Genomic DNA, 19776 nt, shown 5'->3' on the forward strand with positions numbered 1-19776 from the left:
ATGCCCAAACAAGAAATAGAAACTTTTTGCCCGACAAGCCGACAGGATTTGAGGCGTTGGTTAGAAGAAAATCATCTCTCAAAGCCTGCGGTCTGGCTTGTTTTATATAGAAAGAAGGCCGGTGTTCCATCTGTTTCATGGAGTGAGTTGGTTGATGAAGCTCTGTGTTTCGGTTGGATCGACAGTGTTCGGAGAACCATAGACAATGAAAGATTTATGCAGTTTTTAAGTCCCAGAAAACCCAAAGGGACTTGGTCAAAGATAAACAAGGAGAAAATAATTCAACTGTCGGATGCTGGACTGATGACCGAGGCGGGTTTACAGGCGATAGAAAGGGCCAAGCAGAATGGTTCCTGGTCTACTTTAGATGCAGTAGAGGATATGATAATTCCGGCAGATTTGGCGGACGCACTTGAGGCCAATATAGTGGCAGGAGAATATTTTCAAAGCCTGAGTAAATCCTCAAAAAAAATCATATTGTATTGGCTGGGCTCGGCCAAACAAACAGAAACTAGACAAAAGAGACTTGGTGAAATAATAGAATCGGCAAACGAAAGAATGAAACCAAAGCCTTTTCGATAGGCTCTTTGGGTCTAATATTCTAGTTGTAAGTACATTAAATACTCTTTGGGTATTTTTAAAGAAGGGCTTAATTGATTAGATATTAAAATTTTACAATTAAAATCTTGTAAATCAATTAATCGATTTTAGGATTTTTGTCATTCTTAAAACGATACAAATACGGAGCCTTATTGGCCGCTCCAGTAAATTTCTTTTCGAGTCTTTCTAAAACATCCAAATCTAGCATTTTCTTCTGGAAATTGTTCCTGGCTAAGGGTTTGTCATATACGGCTTCATACAATTCTTGAACCTCTTTCATGGTGAAGGTTTCGGGTAGTAGGTTAAAACCAATCAGTTTATGGTCAAGATTCTGCCGAAGAGTTTCAAGTGCATAGCTGACCATTTCGTTGTGGTCCATAATCATTTTTGGCAAGTCTTTAATATTGTGCCAATTAATATCTCCATCAAAGCCTGTTATTTTGGGGTTTACTTTGTTTATGTCCACCAAAGCATAATAACCAATAGACACAAATCTCTTTTTTAGCCAGGTTATATCAGATTCTTCAATACCAAGGCCTAAGAAGTTTTCCTTGCCGAGGTCATTGAGGTTGTCTATTAAGTCAAAATTTGTTCTGTTTGTTTCGCCGAAAACCCTGTATTGTTCTAAAAATATATTTGTTAGGCCTGTCCTTTCTTCCAATATCCTTTTGGCAGCCAAGTCAATGCTTTCATCCTGAAGAATAAAACCGCCAGGAAGAGAAAAAAGCGGGTTCTTGAAATTGAGTTGTGGAACCAACACTTTTAGTTCTTTATTCTTGTAACCAAATATCACACTGTCAATCGACAATTGTTGAATGAGGTTTTTTTCATCGAATAGTTTCATGTTTTGGATGTCTTTGGGTGTGTCTTTTATACGTAATAATAACCGCTTGTAAAATATAATTATTCAAATATATAATAAAATTAAAATATATTGTCTAAAAAATAGACAATGTTGAAATTTTTTCTACATTTGTTCAGAATTCGTATGTTCTATCAATGAATCTATTCCTAATCTATGAAGAAAGCTGTTAAAATTATACTCTGGGTTTTCCTTGGTATTGTTATTATGCTCGGAATTCTTTTTGCAGGATTTGTTTATAAAGTAAAAAATGGATTTCCGGTTTCTTATGAGACCGAAGTTCCTAAAATAGCTTTTCCTGCCAATCAGCCTGCCATTTTGCTATTTTCAAAAACCTCGGGCTTTCGTCATAGTAGCTCCATTGAAGCTTCGAAAAAAGTTGTGGCAGATATGGGTAAAAAGAACAATTGGTTTGTTTATGAAACCGAAGATGGGGGTGTATTTAATGCCAAACAATTGGCTAAATTTAAAACGGTAATATTCAATAATTCTAATGGAGAAGTAATCAACGATCTGCAAAAGAGAACTTTAGAGCAATATGTAGAGAATGGTGGAAGTCTGATAGGTATTCATGGAGCTGGCGATAATTCTCATCATTGGCCGTGGTATGTAGAAAACCTATTGGGTTCTGAGTTTTCGCATCATTCACTCAAAATACCCCACGAAACTGCTGGTATAATAACTGATAAGCAGTCTGATAGTCTGCTTACTACTGGTATTTCTAAAAAATGGAGCCGTGCAGATGAATGGTATGTGTTTTTTGAGAATCCACGTAAGAAAGAATTTCAGATATTGTATACCATAGACGGCGAAAAAATTGATCCTACAGCCAATATTCCTATTTTAGCTCCAAACAAAAACTTCGGTATGGGCAAAGACCATCCTGTGGCTTGGCACAAGCGTGTTGGCAAGGGCAAAACTTTCTATACTTCAATGGGGCATGATGAAACAGCTTGGAAGGATACAAATTTTGTGAAACTCATTGAAAATGCTGTTTTTTGGACAATAAAATAATTACAAAAGAAGATTTGCTTGTAATATCAATAACAAAATGAAGCCTAATTTACAAATATCGAAATACGGAAAATATGCAGTCTTAATACCGATTTTGCTGTGTTTAGGCTTTGTGGTTGATACTAATCTTAAACAAAATCAACAGCAGAATATCCTTTGGATTACCTGTGAGGATATGTCACCGGAGCATTTGGGTTGTTATGGAGGAAAAGTAGCAAAAACGCCCAATATTGATCAATTGGCTTCAGATGGTGTTCAATATTCTAAGGTGTATTCTACCGCAGGAGTTTGTGCCCCAAGTCGCAACGCTCTCATCTCTGGCATGTACCAGACATCTATTGGGGGGCATAACATGAGAAACTATCTGCCAGGAAATGTTAAAATTCCTGGGCTGGAAAATCTTCCAAATTATTCTATTGTCACGCCAGAGTCGTTTCGTTGTTTTCCAGAATATTTAAGAAAAGCTGGGTATTATTGTACAAACAATGAAAAACAAGATTATCAGTTTGAAGCTCCGGTAACTGTTTGGGACGAGAATTCGAGAAAGGCCGACTGGCGTGGACGATCAAGTAAGAGTCAGCCCTTTTTCTCTATTATTAATTTCATGGATACACATGAGAGCCAGATTTTTTCAAGGGATAATAGACCGCTTACCGTTGATCCCAAAAATGTGATTTTGTCGCCGTTTGTTCCTGATACTGAAGCTCAAAGAAAAGACTTAGCTCGCCATTTATCCAATATAGAAGAAATGGATAAAAAATTAGGAGAGGTCATTGCCAAACTAAAAGAAGACGGGCTGTACGAAAATACAATAATATTCTTTTATAGCGACCATGGAGATGGCTTACCTTACGCTAAGAGAGAACTTTATGAGCGTGGTTTGAAGGTTCCGCTGATTATAAAGTTTCCCAAAAACGCGAACGCAGGAAAGAAAGATAATCAATTAATTAGCTTTGTTGATTTTGCCCCAACAGTACTTTCTCTTGCTGGCCTCGATATTCCTAAATTTATGCAGGGCCAATCTTTTCTTGGCGAGAAAGCTTCCAAAATCCAACGCAAATATATTTATGCTGCTCGTGATAGAATGGATTCTGAAGTAGATAGAGTGAGAGCAGTGAGTGATGGGCGATTCAAATATTTAAAGAACTACATGCCAGACAAGCCTTATTATCAGGATATTCAATATAGGATGTCAATAAAAGGTATGTCTGAATTAATTCAATTGAGAGATCAAGGTAAATTGTCGGGTCTGCAAATGCATTGGTTTAGGTCCAATAAACCTCAGGAAGAATTGTTTGATACATCGGTCGATCCTTTTGAAACGAACAATTTGGCCGAAAGGCCTGAGTTTAAAACTAAACTTCTTGAATTAAGAGCCATGCATGAACAGTGGCTTCGCAAATACGGGGATTTAGGTTCTATATCAGAATCTGAAGTAGTAAAGAAGTGGCAAGCTGGGAAAGATTATAATCTTAAAACAGGAAATCCTAAAATATCACCGTCCTCGAATTTTGTAAAAATTGAGTGCAGCACAAAAGGAGCCTCAATAGGTTATAAAAGACATAAGTCCGACTTGTCTTGGAAAGTGTATGACAAGCCAATAAAGGTATCGAAAGGAGACACTATCATTTGCTTTGCCCATAGAATTGGTTCTTTAAGTAGCGACGTCATTACGAGGGTATTTTGAAAATGTATTAGAGAAAAAAATATATGGATAAGAAAATAGCAGTAATAACAGGAGCCGCTCGTGGCATAGGCTTAGAAATAGCCAAAAGATTTAATTTGGAAGGGTATCACTCGGTGATTCTTGATATAGATACTGCCGAACTGGCCAAATGTGAAAGTAACTTGGAAGGACAAGATGGCTTTTCGTTCTATGTATGTGATGTGTCTAGTCATCAATCTGTTACTGAAGTTTTTGGTCAAATTTCGGCTAAGTTTCCTGAAATTCATGCTTTAGTCAATAATGCCGGCGTCGCAATTTTTAAACCTGTTCAAGATGTGACTTTTGAGGATTGGAGTGCCGTAATTGGGGTTAATCTAAATGGGACTTTCCTGTGCAGTCAAGCATGTTTGACGGCATTAGTTGCAGGAAAAGGCAGTATTGTAAACATTGCCAGTATTTCTGGTGTTCGAGCAAGTACATTACGGATTGCTTATGGCACAAGCAAAGCGGCCATCATGCACCTAACAAAACAGCAGGCCGTTGAATATGGTAATATGGGCGTTCGTGCAAATGCAGTTGCTCCAGGTCCGGTAGAGACCGAAATGGCAAAGTTGGTGCATAGTGCCGACATTCGCACTTCTTATGCCGATGCCATTCCCTTGGCTCGATACGGTAGCACCGAAGAAATATCAAACGCGGTTTATTTTTTATGTAGCGAACAGGCAAGTTATATCAATGGACAAATTCTTTGTGCTGATGGAGGTTTTGATGCCGCAGGAGTTGGCTTGCCGAGTTTGAGAGTATAATTGGAATTATGAATTATGAATTATGAATTATGAATGGTGAGTTATGAATTATGAGTGATGAATGCGGTCCGACGGTTCGGTGAGTTATGAATTATGAGTGATGAATGCGGTCCGACGGTTCGGTGAGTTTTGAATTATGAATGATGAGTGATGAGTGCGGTCCGACGGTTCGGTGAATGATGGGTGAAATGAATCTTTTAGAAATTTATTTGTGAATTCGTGGCAACAGTGGTAGTTAATTAGAAACAAATGAAAAAACATATCTGGCTTGCTATAATAGCCTCAGCATTGGGCTTTTTTGTTGATTTGTACGATATAATGATATTGAGTGTTGTCCGTAAAAGTAGTTTATTGGCCGTGGGTGTACCCGAAGCCGAATTGCTATCCAAAGGCGTATCGCTTATCAATGTTCAGATGGCAGGGATGCTGCTTGGCGGTTTTATTTGGGGAATTATTGGCGATAAAATGGGGCGACTTTCCGTACTATTTGGTTCAATTATTTTATACTCTTCAGCCACTTTTGCCAATGCATACGCTCCTAATTTTGAAATTTATTTACTCTTGAGGTTTTTGGCTGGAGTCGGTTTGGCTGGCGAACTTGGAGCAGCCATAACACTTGTAACCGAACAAATGCCTCAAAAATATCGTGGCATCGGACCAGCTATAATTGGTGGTTGCGGAATGTTAGGAGCCATATTCGGGGCATTTATTGGAGGTAAATATTCTTGGCAGTTCACCTATCAACTAGGCGGAGGCTTAGGCTTTTTATTGTTAATTCTTCGCTTGGGAGTACTTGAGTCGGGTCTTTATAATCAAATAAAAGACAAAACCACCATCAAAGGTGATTTGCGATTACTCTTTAAAAACAAAGATTACATTAAAAAATACATCAGCATTTGCGTACTTGGCTTTCCAGTTTGGTATGTCAACGGCGTAGTAATGACCTTTACGCCCGAAATCGCCAAGGCGTGGGGAATGGTGGAGATACCCTCGGTTTCTACAGTAGTAATTTACTATTTCATCGGACTAACATTCGGAGATTTGACAGGCGGATTCGTGAGTCAGTATTTTCAAAGCCGGAAAAAAGCCATTCGTTTATACCTCTCCATGTATGCTGTGGCAGCGGTAGTATTTTTTATGTTCGGCAATAAATCCATAATTATTTACAACGGACTCATTATGTTCTTGGGTTTCTGTGTGGGCTATTCCATTGTATTATTGACCTTGGCTGCTGAACAGTATGGCACAAATATTAGATCAACTGTAACCACATCTTCATTAAATATTCTTAGAGCCACTGTTATTCCTCAGACCTTATTGTTTGGTTTTTTGAGTCCATATATAGGAACCGTAAACGCAGCCATGGCGGTTGGAGTGATAGCTATTTTGTTGGCTTTTTGGGGTTTAAGAAACCTTGATGAGACTTTCCATAAAGATTTGAATTATATGGAAGAGTTGTAGATATGGAGTTTTGAGCGGTGTTTGTGAGTGATTATTTTTTAGTGAGAATGAATTAGCAATTAATTAATTTTAAATATATATGAAAAAAAATGTTTTAAACACAATTAAGCGGTTTCTAATACCCGCATTTTTGTTGTTTTTTGTCAACACCCTTTCTGCACAAACCAAAACAAATGTTTTGGTATTTAGCAAAACAGCGGCGTTTAGACATCAATCTATCGAAGCAGGAAAGACTGCCTTAGCCAAAATGGCCAAAGAAAAGGGCTTTGGAGTAAGTTTTACAGAAGATGCAGCTCAGTTCACTGAACTAACTCTGAAGAAGTTTAACACCGTCATTTTCTTGAATACCACGGGTGATATTCTTAATAATGAACAACAGAATGCTTTTGAACGCTACATCCAAGCAGGTGGTGGTTATGTGGGTATTCATGCCGCAACAGATACTGAATACGAATGGCCGTGGTACAACCAATTGGCCGGTGCGTGGTTTCTTGATCACCCATCTACACCTAGCAACGTACAGAAAGGTAAATTTATCGTAACAAAAAAGAATGAATTTACGGCCGGAATGCCAGACGAATTTGAAAGAAGCGATGAGTTTTATAGCTTCAAGAATATTTCTCCGAAAATCAATGTGGTATTAAAAATTGACGAGAAAAGCTACATTGGTGGAAGTAACCCAGACTATCACCCGATGAGCTGGTACCAAGAATTTCAAGGTGGGCGTTCGTTTTACACGGCCATGGGTCATACAGACGAAACCTTTGCCGAGCCTTTGTTCTTGAATCATTTATATGCTGGTATCAAATACGCCTCAGGTGGAGATGCTCCGAAGCCTTTGGACTTCTCAAAATCCAAACCCGAAGAAAACCGTTTCACGAAGGTAGTTTTGGAAGAAAAACTTGATGAACCCGTAGAACTAAGTGTGTTAGATAAAGACCGTGTGCTTTTTATTCAACGTAAAGGCGAAGTAAGACTTTATAACACAAAGACAAAAACGCTTAAAACCATTACCAAACTTCCAGTAAGCTTAAAATATGTAAGCAAAGATGGAAAAGAAGCAGTAGCCGAAGATGGACTTTTGGGTTTAAATAAAGACCCTAAGTTTGCCCAGAACCAGTGGATTTATCTATATTATTCTTCTACAAAGGGGTCTTATAACGTCCTTTCAAGATTTACAATGAAAGGTGATGAGATTCTTTTGGATTCTGAAAAAGAAATGTTGAAAGTAGAAACCCAGCGTGAAGAATGCTGCCATACAGGTGGCTCTATTGATTGGGACAAGCAAGGGAACTTGTTTTTATCGACGGGTGATAATACCAACCCGCATGCTTCTAACGGATATAGCCCGAGTGACGAACGCCCCGGCAGAAGTCCTTGGGATGCACAAAAATCATCGGCAAATACCAATGATTTACGCGGTAAAATATTAAGAATCAAGCCACAAGCTGATGGTACTTATACAATTCCAGAAGGAAACCTTTTCTCGAAAGGTACTGACAAAACACGTCCAGAAATTTTCACTATGGGACACCGTAATCCTTATAGAATATCTGTTGATCCTAAAAATAGTAAATTGTATTGGGGCGATGTAGGCCCTGACGCCTCTAAAGCAGATGCTAATCGTGGTGCTGATGGAACTTGCGAGTTTGGTCAAGCACCGTCTGCTGGCAACTATGGCTGGCCGCATTTTGTTGGTGATAACAAAGCTTACAATAAATTTGATTTTGCAACCAACACCTCTGGTGACAAATGGGATTATTTGAAACCCATAAATACTTCTCCAAACAATACAGGACTTACACTTTTACCTGAAGCCAAAGGTGCCATGTTGTGGTATGGTTATGGTGCCAGTAAGGAATTTCCATTGGTAGGTGCAGGCGGATGCAATCCCATGGCAGGACCAGTGTATTACAAAGATATGTTTGCCACAGCTCAGAGGGCATTTCCAAAATATTACGATGGCAAATTCTTTGCCTACGAATGGATGCGAGGATGGGTAATGGCTGTGAGTTTTGACAAAGATGGCAATTATGCCTCTATGGAGCGATTTATGCCAAGCTATAAATTCAGCAATCCTATGGATATGGAGTTTGCAGAAAATGGCGATTTGTATATGCTTGAATATGGCAGTGGCTGGTTCACGGCCAACGATGATGCCCGTTTGATTCGTATAGAATACAACGGATTCAATCGTAAACCGCAAATACAAGTGGCGACCAATCAGATGGGTGGAGCGATTCCATTTAACTTAAAACTGAGTGCAAAAGGCACTAGCGATGCAGACGGAGATCCTCTGAAATATGCTTGGAAGATTACCTCAAAAAATGGTTTTGTTAAAATCATACCTGCTCAAGATGCCAACTTAACGCTCACCAAAGCTGGTGTTTACAAGGCTACGCTTACTGTAAACGATGGCAAAGGCGGCATTAACACGCAGTCAATGGAAATTACAGCAGGAAACGAGCCACCAATTTTGAGTCTCGATATGCCAAAGGCCAACAAGAGTTTCTATATCGCTAACAAATCATTTGATTACGAAATAAAAGTAAAAGACAAAGAAGATGGCGATTTGGAAAATGGTATTTCTGCTGAAAATGTAGCCGTGAATATTGATTATTTGTCTGAAGGTTTTGATAAAAACATGATAGCCATGGGTCACCGTTCGGCTGATGAAAGTGCTGCTTTTGCGAAAGGCAAAAAGCTTATCGAGGCCAGCGATTGCATGGCTTGTCATAAGAAAGATTCGAAATCTATCGGGCCATCTTACCGCGATGTCTCAGTGAAGTACAAAGGCGATAACAAAGCCATGGAAACATTGACAAAAAAGATTTTATCAGGAGGAAGTGGTGTTTGGGGTGAAACGGCCATGGCTGCACACCCACAAATCTCTACGGCTGATGCCTCAGAAATGGTAAAGTATATTTTGAATATAGCCAATGAGAAACCGAAGACATCTTTACCTGTAAAGGGCTCGTTCACCACAAAAGCTCCAGCTTCTGACAAAAACAAAGGGGTGTATATTGTACGTGCAGCTTATGAAGACCAAGGTGCAAATGGCTTACCTGCTTTAAAATCTGAGCAAAGTTTTGTGTTGAGAAACTCAAAAATAGACGCTCATGGATTTGACGAATATGTGGACATCAACAAAATGGCTTTTGGTGGAAATAACCTGGCCATTCCTTCAAAGTCAGGAGCTTACATGGTTATGAAGCAAGTTGATTTGACGGGTGTGTCAGAGATTCAGGTTGGAGCTACTGCTCCTAAGCCTCAGCTCAATGCCGCTGGTGGGTCGATAGAGGCAAGGTTGGGAAGTCCAACAGGTGCATTACTTGGTCGTTCGGCTTTCCTTGAAGCTACTGATAAGATGGATTTTACGCCGAAAACTGTTTCAGTGCCGGTTCAATTACCAAACAATTTGGACGGAAAACCGCAAGATGTTTACTTGGTTTTCTCTAATCCTAAGGCCGATGCGGGCTCGTTGATGGTGGTGATGAGCCTTGAATTCAAGTTGGCTTACGAGGCATCTCTGAAAGAGCCAGTAAAGGTTGAAGCTGCAGCAGGAAATGATTTTTTTGTGGGAAAATGGGCCACTAAGTTTATCGGGACCCCAGGTGGAGATGCTGCTATGGATTTCATCATCGAGCGAAACAACGGTGTGCTGACAGGAAAAATGGTTTCTCCACAAGGAACTCAGGCCCTAGACAAAGTAGAAGAAACGGATGCCGAGAATATCAAAGTGTTTTTCCAAGCCAATGGAATGGCCATCAGTATAGCCTTACAAAAGGAAGACGCCGACAATTTTAAAGGCAGATTGATGGGTATGTTTGATGTGAAAGGAGCAAGAGTGAAGTGATTTTGATCGGGCGGCGTTCTGCTTACGATTGTAGATTGAGGATTGTAGATTGACGATTGAGGATTTACGATTAACGATTTTAGATTTACGATTGATGATTAACGATTTTAGATTGGGCGGTGTTCCGCTGAGGATTTTGGATTAATGATTTACGATTTTTGAATTTTTTGATATAAACAAACGTGGCGACGGAACGCATATAAAATGAAAAAAGTAAGTGTGATTTTATTTGCCTTGATTTTCGGTTTGGCTACCGCAGGTTTTTCTCAAACTTCGAGCAATTTCTTTGAAGGGAAATGGACAGTTTTGGTAAAAGGTACTCCAGAAGGAGATGCGGCTATTCCTATGCGTTTTGAAACCAAAGACGGAAAATTGAAAGGGTATTTTATTGCGAAAGGAGAGCAAAACGAAACCGAAATGACTTCGGCAGAAGCGAAAGGCGACGAATTGACTTTAGCTTTTACTATCTCGGGTTATGATATTTCTTTGGTAATCACCAAAAAAGATGAAGACCATGGAATAGGCAAACTTATGGATATGTTTGATGTGGAAGCCAGTAGAGTAAAATAAGGTAATCCTTATTGAAAAGTAAAGCCTGCAAATTATCATGAATTTGCAGGCTTTTTCTCTATTTTCTGCTGATATGTTACTTTATAATTATCACGCAAATGCCAAAACCACCGGTTAATTTTAGTTATACCATACGATTTTGTTTAATACTTATCCTCCAAACGGCACTTTTTCAATCACCTCATACGGCCCTTTTGCTTTCTGTTGTTTTTTGTAAATAGCCACACTTTCGCAAATGAAACTTTTGGGATATTCGATATCGGAGTTTTTCAAAACTTCAAAAACTTCTCGACTGACATATCTGGCCAAAGTAAGGTGGAGTTTCAATTTGGTGAGTTTACCACCAATGGCACTCATAAATTCTTTGTTGAAAGCATGGACAGTTTCAGCATTTTTTACTTGCATTATTATGGTTAGCCCGCCAGGGTTTGGGAAATAACCCATCTCAGAGAATTCAATCAATAGTGGTTCTTTTTTTGAAAGAAATTCAAATATTTCAGTTTTGACTTTTGTGTCATTTTCAGGGCAAATAACGCCATCAATTGATACATGGGGCAGTTTTGTGATGCCAGAAGGTTTTACTCCATGTTCTATCAATCGTTGATTTAAAACTGCTATCTCCATCATTCCTGCCTCATCAGGAAGCAGCACGGGATAGTATTCGAATTTTACTGAAGTTTCACCGAAAAGGTTTGTTTGTGATGTATCTGTAACTGGCATAGTTAATGTTTTTTCTGTTTTTTGATTTTGACAGCTTACTTTAAAGAGGCAAGCTGTTAAATTATTTTAATAGTTACTCTTCTTTTGTTTGCATCATTTAGGCCATCAAAAGGTTCAGATTTTTCTGAGAAATGTGCTCTGATATTTTCTTTTGGTAGTCCAAGTTCTATGAGAATATCTTTGATTTTTTCTACACGGATTTCTGCCATATTTTCTTTTTCTTTCATCTGTATTTCATTTGAAAGCAGGGTGGTGGCTCTGTATCCTGTTACTTCAATTTTTGCATTTTTAAGGATGTGGGCAATTCTCACAGCTTCACTTACAATCAACGTGGTATGTAACGTTAAAAAATCACTGTCAAAATCGAATGGGATGGTAAATTCTCTCAGACTATCAGGCATGGCCGATCTAGAGGCTGGTGGAATCGGTTTCGGTGGTTCATACCCTTCTTCGGCAGGCCATATTGTATTACAATTTCTATTAATTTCTTGCATTACAGAAATCCTAACATTGCTAAGTGGAATACCGCCACAAATACGGGGTTCATCACTTATAACTCCTTCCACAAGAACTTGATGGTTTAATTGTGGGGGATAAAAAGCCGAGCTGGTTCGGCCTTGTTGGCCTAAGTAATACAATTCGCCTTCGTATTCAACCAACCAGCAAGGTAGTGTTTTAGAGTCTCGTATAATCGGGCAGCTGACGAAATTTAACCATTTAGTAGGTTGATTTGTTTTTTTGTTTTGGGAAAATGCAATTAAAGTAAAAATAGAAAACAGAACGGTTAATGTGGCTTTGTGTAGCATTCTGTTTGGTTTCAACTCTTTAGTATTGAGGAAGTTATTGAGTTGGTTTGTTGAAAAATAAATAAACGATTTACGAATAATCAATTCACTACTAACTAATTTGTCAATTATGAATCTCCAAGTAACCAATACTATTTTTAGTTTCATAAGACACGCATAAAGTTTACTAAATCTTGTTTTTCTTTTTCAGTAAGTTTGATATCAAATCGGCGGTCATAATAATCAACTACTTCGCCCAAGGTTTTTGCAGAGCCATTGGCAAAATAGGGTGGCCGAGCAGATAAACCTCTAAACTGTTGCATAACAATAGAGCCAATATCCGCACACTTCCCCGAAATCAAAGCTCGGCCTGGGTCTGTTGTATAAACCACCCTACCCAAATAAGGGTGTGGGGGAGCAGATTTATCACAGGTACATTTGAAAACCGGTAAATCGGATGTCAATTTGGATACAGTATTTTCTGTCCAGGTTGGATAGTTTGTAGTGCCTAAGTCTACCCAGCCCGGGGCGAGGTCTTGGGCAGTCATTTGTCCGTTGTGGCAAGTTGTACAACTCCGTCTTACTGGATTTCCAAGGCCTATTGTATTGATATGTGTGGCATCTCGAATCCAAAACTCACGAAACATAAAAATATCATTTCCCCTCGCTACCGATGCTCTGAATGCTTTTTGTTCGGCTGTTAAGGTGTTGGGCATGGTTTCAGGCTTTTCCCAAGTCCTGAACCAATGAAAAATTGGGTCTCGGTTGTTATTTGCCAAAATATGAACTTTCCCTTCTTTCATAGCTTTGGTACCTAAGCCAGCAGGTTCGTCTTTTTCTACCAATGGGCTGCCCCATTTGTCATAGCTTTGAGCCACATAAATCTGCTTTTCAAAATCTAAGATTTGTTGCAGTTGTTCTTTGCTTAGACCCTTGTGTCCTTCTAAATGTCCAAAATAGGCATCATTTGCTTGTTGTTTCAGTGTATAGTGCCTTGAGTCTGCCATCATATTCATGCCCACCGTCAAGCCGGTTTCTGGGTCTGTTGCTGCCAAAGTACCAGTTTTGATATTAAAAACAGGGTCTGGCGACATCACATATTTCATATTAGCAACTGGGCGAGGACGACGAAAAACCGAAATGGTAGGATTTTTACTTTTCAAACCCAAATCTGAATCAAGGTTTACACCTGTGGGGTCACTCACTACTTCTATCGTAAATTCAGTTTTAATCGGTTTGCCGTTATCAAATTTGTTGGGAAAAGGCAATGCGATTCGAAATAAGCCCCGATTCAATAATAAGGAATGAGAACTTTCTAGGTGCTGTGGTAATTTTGGATTATTTGACCCATCAATAGCAGCAAAAACCGGGTCTTTTCCACTTGTGATTTTCCATCGCTCCTGGAGTGATTCAGTAGATATGCTCATGCCATTCATGGGTTGATGGCAAGTAACACATGCACGTCCGTTTGATCCCAGAGGCTCAAAAAACGCATGGTTTTTCATATCTACCGCCCCTTGGCTGTTTAAAATCCCTAGCTTTCCTTCAGAGTTCTTTAGGTTAGTTTCGGCTTCCAAAAGACCACCTTTCCCGGCTTCAATCCAGCCAATTTCCGATAGACTTGTCATGGAGAAAGTCAAAAAACTAGCTAGAAGAAGAAAATATTTAATCATACTTCGTATTAAAATTTTTTGTTTCAATTCTCCAGCCATCCTTCTTGCACCAGCCGCAGGTGGTACCTGAAAATAATTTAGCGTTTTCTTTTTTTCCTTTCATCTGCCAGTCTAACCAATCTAAAATTAATGGAGCAAATGCTCCACCATGTGGCTGGCGGTAGGTACCGCTATGCCCCACATTCAGATTCGCCATCACTACTGGCACATGATTTATTCTGCCAAAATCGTCCATTGCGTTTTTGTAAGCTATGTCGGTACTGTCGCCAATTACATACAAAGTAGGTGTATGTATGTCCTGTAATTTTTCTTTGGTGGCAGCTGGCATTTGCCCCATATTGGCAGGTGGAGGAGCGTTGAGCACCCCACTGTTGAGTACCAAAGTAGTTTTGAAACGCGGGTCACCTGCCACTTCAATAGCTTGTAGACCTCCACAAGACATACCTGCCACAGCTATGTTTTCTAAATCTATTTTTTTGAAATAAGGACTATTCTTATTTGCATTTTGAGCAGTAATCCAATCCACCGACTCTAAAAGCATTTTTGAAGTAGTGCGTTTCTTTTGGTCTTCAGCACTTAGGGAATCGCCCTGTGGCACAAATGGGCCATTGGCCAAAACAATATATCCTCTAGAAGCTATTTCATTTAAGAAATTTTGGTAATTGTTGGATGAATTTGAGCAACCTCCATTTCCCCAAACTATCACGGGCAGTTTTTTTATTTTGCTCAGGTCTGTGGGCCGAAATATACTGTGTTGTGGAAGAGATTTCTCTCCAACAACCATGGCTTTGTAAAGCCCTGTGCCACCATTTTCAATAATTTTTGAGTTTTGCGAAAATCCACTTATCGCACTCAGCGTTAGAAATAAACAAAGTATTTTTTTCATTTGTAATTGCGATCCGTCGCCACGATTTTTAAATTTCTTCTATTTTTTCTGAAAACCTTGAGCTTTTAGCCAATTTAGGAATAATTCACTCCAAGCATCGCTTGTATTTTCTTGTTTGTCAATACTGTAGCCGCCTTTTCCACCACTGAAAAGATGCATTTCGGCAGAGTTTCCAGTTTTTTTCCACTCCATAAACAAGGCTGTGCAACCGGCCGCCACATTTGGATGGTCTACATTGGTACAAACAAACAGCGGAGGAGCGTTTTTAGGAACAGAAACATCTATGAGCGATGGGCCATAATTTATGGCCAAAAAATCGGGTCTTGCCTCACCTTCTGCATGAAGGATTGTAGCTGCTATAGCTACCCCACCACCCGCTGAAAAACCAAGAAACCCTATTTTGTTTGGATTTATGTCCCATTCCTTTGCATGCTGTCTTACTTTTAATATGGCCTCTTTCGCTTCAGAGGCGGCCTTAAATACTATTTCTGTGCCCTCAGGGTCCGTAGAGGGGTTTGCGTTGGCTTTATTAAATTTCTGGTAATCGGCTATGTCTACTCTAAAAGGAGCACCATAAGGTTTGGTGCTGTCTTTGGGCATGGGTATGGTGCTGTTTTGCATTAGACTGTATTTTAGTCCTATGGCGGCTATACCTTGTGAATTGAGCCATTTTGCCATTTTTATTACGTCGTTGTTCCAGCTAAGTACCCGCATAGCTCCACCTGGGCAAAGTATCACGGCTGCTCCTGTGGCCAGTTTGGGGTCAGGTAAATATACTGTTATAGTAGGCTCCGAAACATTTTTTATGATGTTAACTTCGCCACTAGCAGTTTTGGTAAAAGTTTCATTATTAACTGATTCCTTTCGCTCGGAGGTCTGCGATAGTTTGATTACTATCTGTGAATAGCCATTGAGTGTAAATGATAAACCAAGTATAAAGAATAAACCTTTTGGATTCATTTAGATAGTTTTAAGGTTAATTTTTGTTTTCACAGATGTTTAGACTGCAAAAAAAGGTAAATTATAAAAGTAAGAATAATTGTTGATTTTTAATAATCTGCTTTTCGTAAATAGTCAATTTCGGAATTTAAACTTTCCTAAACCTATATACATACGGAGCCTTGTTTGCAGCACCTGTGAATTTCTTTTCCAGTCGTTCGAGAACATTTAGCTCCAGTATTTTCTTCTGGAAATTGTTTCTGGCATAGGTTTTCTGAAAAATCGTTTCGTACAAATCCTGCACCTCTTTCATAATAAAGGTTTCTGGAAGTAAATTCAATACGATAATATTATTATCCAGATTTAGCCTAAGCGATTCAAGGGCTTTTTCTACCATTTCAAAATGATCCATCATCAAGTCGGGTAATTCGTGGATGTTGTACCACTCCATAGACTCATCCAATTCGGTTTTGGTGGGTGTAACCTTATTTATGTCCACTAAAGCATAATAGCCCAACGAAACAAATCGGCTTGTGAGCCAGACAAAGTCTTCTTGTGAAAAATTTATATTCTCACTCATGAAAAAATCTTTGTTCTGTTCCATTATTTTTTCAAAAAGCCCTTTATTCGTTCTTTGGGCCTGTCCAAAGTTTTTGTAATGTTCCAGAAATATATTTGAAATACTTGTACGTTCCCTAAGAATTCGGTGGGCGGCTTCGTCTATTCCTTCGTTTTGAAAAATAAACCCACTTGGTAAAGAATAAATATCACCTTTCAAATGAAGTTTTGAAACCAGTACTTTGAGCTCTTTTTCTTTGTATCCAAATATCACACAATCTATCGCCAGTTGAGGAATATAGGTTTTACTATCGAATCTATTCATCTAAAAATCTCATTAAATAGTTTTTGCAAAGGTAGCTTTCGTTAGCTATAAATGCCATTCAGAGTTTATTAATATTCAAAGATATAATATTTTAAAATTTTATTGTCTTTTTATTTAGACAATATATAGGTTTAGTATATATTTGTTTCATAATCTAAAAATCGTGGCGACGAAACGCTCCTAAACAATGAAAAAAGTAAATATTTTCTTTATCGCATTATTCTTCGGAATTGCTCTTGATGGTTTTTCTCAAACTGCAACAGCTTCAGACTTTTATCTGGGAAAATGGGAAATTACAATTTTGGGTACACCGAATGGTGACGCAAAAATGATTGCATCGATTACCCTTAAAGATGGCAAATTGATTGGTGAAATGACAAATCCTGCAGAGCCAACTGCAGTGGCTAATCCAATGACTAGCATTGAAATAGTTGATGGTAACATGACTATTTTTTTTACGGCAGAAGGCTATGATTTATCTATCCCTTTTGAAAAAGTAGATGCTGATAACCTAAAAGGTAAATTGATGGATATGTTTGATGTGAAAGCGAAAAGAGTTAAGTAAAAAATATAAGAAGGGAGTGCCAAAGTTTAGGTGTTCTCTTCTTCAATTAAAGGTCTAACAAGTAAATTCAAAAATATATGCGAAATAATGTCTGTGTTATCGGAATTTTAATTGCCCTGTTTTTGGTCAAATCGAATGTTTTTTCACAAGAAATTCCAGCAGAATATATTCAAAAAATATGGCCCGCCAAATGGATTTCTGTTCCAAAAACAAATCCGACTGCTTATGGCGTGTATTTGTTTCGCAAGCAATTTGAACTAAAAGAATCTCCGAAAAATTTCAGGGTATTTATTTCTGCCGACAACAAGTACAAATTATTTGTAAACAATAAATTGGTAGGCATTGGTCCAGCAAAAGGCGATATTGGTCATTGGAACTACGATATTATTGATTTAGCCCCGTTTTTAGCTCAAGGAAAAAACACCATTGCAGTCAAAGTTTGGAACGAGGCCGAGGCAAGACCAGAATTTCAGTTTTCGGTAAAAACAGCCTTGGTTATTCAAGGAAGCAACCCAGAAACACAAGTAATAAATACCAATAATTCTTGGAAATGTGTGCAAGACAATAGCTATGAACCGCTATTGGTGAGTGAATTTATGCCTGACCCAGCAAAAGTAAATGTGAGGGGTTATTATGTGGCTGGACCTGGTGAAAAAATCGATATGAGTCAGCACATCAAAGGCTGGGAAGATGTCAATTTTGATGATGGTGATTGGAAAAATGCACAAATTGTCGCCCCAGCTATGTCACAAAATACGATTGGATTAGATGCTGGAAATTCATGGCGATTGATACCTTCAATATTGCCCCAAATGGAACTGACCCAACAACGTTTTGAAAAGCTACGAAAAGCTGAAGGAATTACTATTTCAAACAATTTCCCGAAAGAAGGAAATACGATTTCGATTCCTGCAAATACTATTGCGACGTTAATACTCGACCAAACTTTCTTGACAAATGCCTACCCAACGGTACTTTTTAGTGGTGGAAAAGATGCCAAACTAAGCCTAACTTACGCCGAAGCATTTTATACAAAAGACAAATCAGGCTCGGAGGAAAAAGGCAATAGAGATGAAATTGAAGGTAAATTTATGGTAGGTAGAAAAGACATTATTTTATCTAATGGTTCTCAAAACCAATCATTTACGACATTGGCTTATCGGACATTCCGTTATGTAGAAGTAAAAATCGAAACAAAGGATACTGCACTTAATCTTGAAGACATTTTTAGCACTTTCACGGGTTATCCTTTTCAACAAAAGGCCAAACTCAACACCGATAAAGTAGAAATCAACCAAATCTTAAATCTTGGCTGGAGAACTGCCCGACTTTGTGCCATGGATACCTACATGGACTGCCCATATTACGAACAATTACAGTACATCGGCGACACCCGAATTCAGGCAATGGTAACTCTTTATAATACTGGCGATGACAGATTGGTGAAAAATGCATTGAATTTAATGGACAATTCCAGAAAGCCAGAAGGAATTACGGCCAGTCGTTATCCGTCTGTCAATCAGCAGATTATACCTACGTTTTCGCTCTGGTATATCGGTATGCTCCACGATTATATGATGTATGGGTCTGACAGTACTTTTGTTCAAAACAAACTACAAGGCACTCGACAAATTATCAATTATTTTGAAGGATTTAGAGACAAAGAGGGTTCGCTGAAAAATCTGCCCAACTGGTTTTTTGTGGATTGGGTAAAAAAATGGAACAGAGGAATGCCACCTATCGGCAAAGATGGTAGTTCTGCTTTATTGGATTTACAACTTTTGTTGGCGTATAAATATGCCGCCGATTTAGAAAAGCACAAAGGCATGATGGCCTTTTCAAATCTGTATGAAAAGCAGGCCAAAGCATTTTCAGCCATAATCAGAAAAAAATATTGGGACGATTCTAAAAAACTATTTGCTGATACGCCCGAAAAAAACATTTTCTCGCAACACACCAACGCCTTGGCAATATTGGCAGGAGTAGTTTCTGGAGTAGAAACCCAAGCACTTGGCAAACTTCTTCTTTCAGACAAAACCCTTACGGAAGGCTCAATTTATTTCAAATATTACATTCATCAAGCCCTCACAAAAGCAGGATTGGGAAGCGATTACAGCAATTGGCTGAGTATTTGGCATAAAAATATAGAATTGGGCATGACAACCTTGGGCGAAGACTCGGAGGTAGAAGAAACCCGCTCCGACTGCCACGCTTGGGGAGCAAGTCCAAATATTGAGTTTTTTAGAGTCGTTTTGGGTATTGAAAGTGCTTCGCCGAACTTTAAAACAGTGAAAATTGAGCCGCATTTGGGCGGAAATCGCAAAATCAGTGGCGAAATGCCCCATCCCCAAGGCATGATTTCGGTGGCTTATGATTTAGATAAAAGCGAAGCGAATATTAATCTTCCTAAAAATGTAAGTGGCTCTTTTGTTTGGAAAAACAAAGGCTATAAACTTAAAGGCGGAGGAAACGCCATAAGACTCAACTGAC

At 38.8% G+C, this 19776-nt stretch carries 16 protein-coding genes; 9 read left to right on the forward strand and 7 right to left on the reverse strand.

The features are described 5' to 3' along the window. Positions 1-582, forward strand: a complete 582-nt coding sequence (locus EGI26_RS10025; protein WP_255078018.1) for a YdeI family protein — start codon at positions 1-3, stop codon at positions 580-582. A gap of 115 nt (positions 583-697) precedes the next feature. Here the strand turns inward: EGI26_RS10025 and EGI26_RS10030 are convergent, their stop codons facing one another. Then, positions 698-1444, reverse strand: coding sequence for an NrtR DNA-binding winged helix domain-containing protein (locus EGI26_RS10030; RefSeq protein WP_255078020.1), 747 nt, complete (start codon positions 1442-1444; stop codon positions 698-700). Between the two features lie 174 nt (positions 1445-1618). On the opposite strand from EGI26_RS10030, the gene EGI26_RS10035 reads away from it, so the two are divergent. The 6 genes from EGI26_RS10035 (at position 1619) to EGI26_RS10060 (ending at position 10835) form a co-directional block, all read left to right on the forward strand. Then, positions 1619-2476, forward strand: coding sequence for a ThuA domain-containing protein (locus EGI26_RS10035; protein ID WP_255078021.1), 858 nt, complete (start codon positions 1619-1621; stop codon positions 2474-2476). 37 nt (positions 2477-2513) lie between these two features. Continuing rightward, the gene (locus EGI26_RS10040; RefSeq protein WP_255078022.1) at positions 2514-4163 is read left to right on the forward strand and encodes a sulfatase-like hydrolase/transferase; all 1650 of its coding nucleotides are present in this window, start codon (positions 2514-2516) and stop codon (positions 4161-4163) included. A 23-nt stretch (positions 4164-4186) separates the two neighbouring features. Continuing rightward, a complete protein-coding gene (locus tag EGI26_RS10045) occupies positions 4187-4948 on the forward strand; it encodes an SDR family NAD(P)-dependent oxidoreductase (RefSeq protein WP_255078023.1) in 762 nt (253 codons plus the stop codon). Positions 4949-5197: 249 nt separating this feature from the next. After that, the gene (locus tag EGI26_RS10050) at positions 5198-6409 is read left to right on the forward strand and encodes an MFS transporter (RefSeq protein ID WP_255078025.1); all 1212 of its coding nucleotides are present in this window, start codon (positions 5198-5200) and stop codon (positions 6407-6409) included. A 79-nt stretch (positions 6410-6488) separates the two neighbouring features. Beyond that, positions 6489-10265, forward strand: a complete 3777-nt coding sequence (locus EGI26_RS10055) for a ThuA domain-containing protein (protein ID WP_255078026.1) — start codon at positions 6489-6491, stop codon at positions 10263-10265. Positions 10266-10469: 204 nt separating this feature from the next. Continuing rightward, complete coding sequence (locus tag EGI26_RS10060) at positions 10470-10835, forward strand: hypothetical protein (protein WP_255078027.1); 366 nt, start codon at positions 10470-10472, stop codon at positions 10833-10835. A 150-nt stretch (positions 10836-10985) separates the two neighbouring features. Here the strand turns inward: EGI26_RS10060 and EGI26_RS10065 are convergent, their stop codons facing one another. The 6 genes from EGI26_RS10065 to EGI26_RS10090 all read right to left on the reverse strand — a co-directional run bounded on the left by EGI26_RS10065 (position 10986) and on the right by EGI26_RS10090 (position 16721). After that, a complete protein-coding gene (locus EGI26_RS10065) occupies positions 10986-11555 on the reverse strand; it encodes a 2'-5' RNA ligase family protein (protein WP_255078029.1) in 570 nt (189 codons plus the stop codon). 56 nt (positions 11556-11611) lie between these two features. Further along, positions 11612-12508, reverse strand: coding sequence for a hypothetical protein (locus EGI26_RS10070; RefSeq protein ID WP_255078031.1), 897 nt, complete (start codon positions 12506-12508; stop codon positions 11612-11614). Next, positions 12505-14013, reverse strand: a complete 1509-nt coding sequence (locus EGI26_RS10075; protein ID WP_255078034.1) for a hypothetical protein — start codon at positions 14011-14013, stop codon at positions 12505-12507. Before EGI26_RS10075 ends, EGI26_RS10070 begins: the two co-directional genes overlap by 4 nt. Then, positions 14006-14899, reverse strand: coding sequence for a S9 family peptidase (locus tag EGI26_RS10080; RefSeq protein ID WP_255078035.1), 894 nt, complete (start codon positions 14897-14899; stop codon positions 14006-14008). The genes EGI26_RS10075 and EGI26_RS10080 overlap by 8 nt, the downstream gene beginning before the upstream one ends. A 39-nt stretch (positions 14900-14938) precedes the next feature. Next, positions 14939-15859, reverse strand: a complete 921-nt coding sequence (locus tag EGI26_RS10085; protein ID WP_255078039.1) for an alpha/beta hydrolase — start codon at positions 15857-15859, stop codon at positions 14939-14941. 127 nt (positions 15860-15986) lie between these two features. Further along, entirely contained in the window at positions 15987-16721 is a 735-nt protein-coding gene (locus tag EGI26_RS10090; protein ID WP_255078040.1) for an NrtR DNA-binding winged helix domain-containing protein, read from the reverse strand. Positions 16722-16908: 187 nt separating this feature from the next. Between EGI26_RS10090 and EGI26_RS10095 the strand changes: the two genes are divergently transcribed. Both EGI26_RS10095 and EGI26_RS10100 read left to right on the forward strand, forming a co-directional pair. Continuing rightward, entirely contained in the window at positions 16909-17286 is a 378-nt protein-coding gene (locus EGI26_RS10095) for a hypothetical protein (protein ID WP_255078043.1), read from the forward strand. Positions 17287-17363: 77 nt separating this feature from the next. Then, on the forward strand, positions 17364-19775 hold the full coding sequence (locus EGI26_RS10100; RefSeq protein WP_255078044.1) for an alpha-L-rhamnosidase N-terminal domain-containing protein: 2412 nt from the start codon (positions 17364-17366) through the stop codon (positions 19773-19775). Position 19776: the final 1 nt, after the last annotated feature.

The sequence above is a fragment of the Lacihabitans sp. CCS-44 genome, from assembly GCF_024343735.1.
In the GTDB taxonomy this organism is placed as follows: domain Bacteria; phylum Bacteroidota; class Bacteroidia; order Cytophagales; family Spirosomataceae; genus Leadbetterella.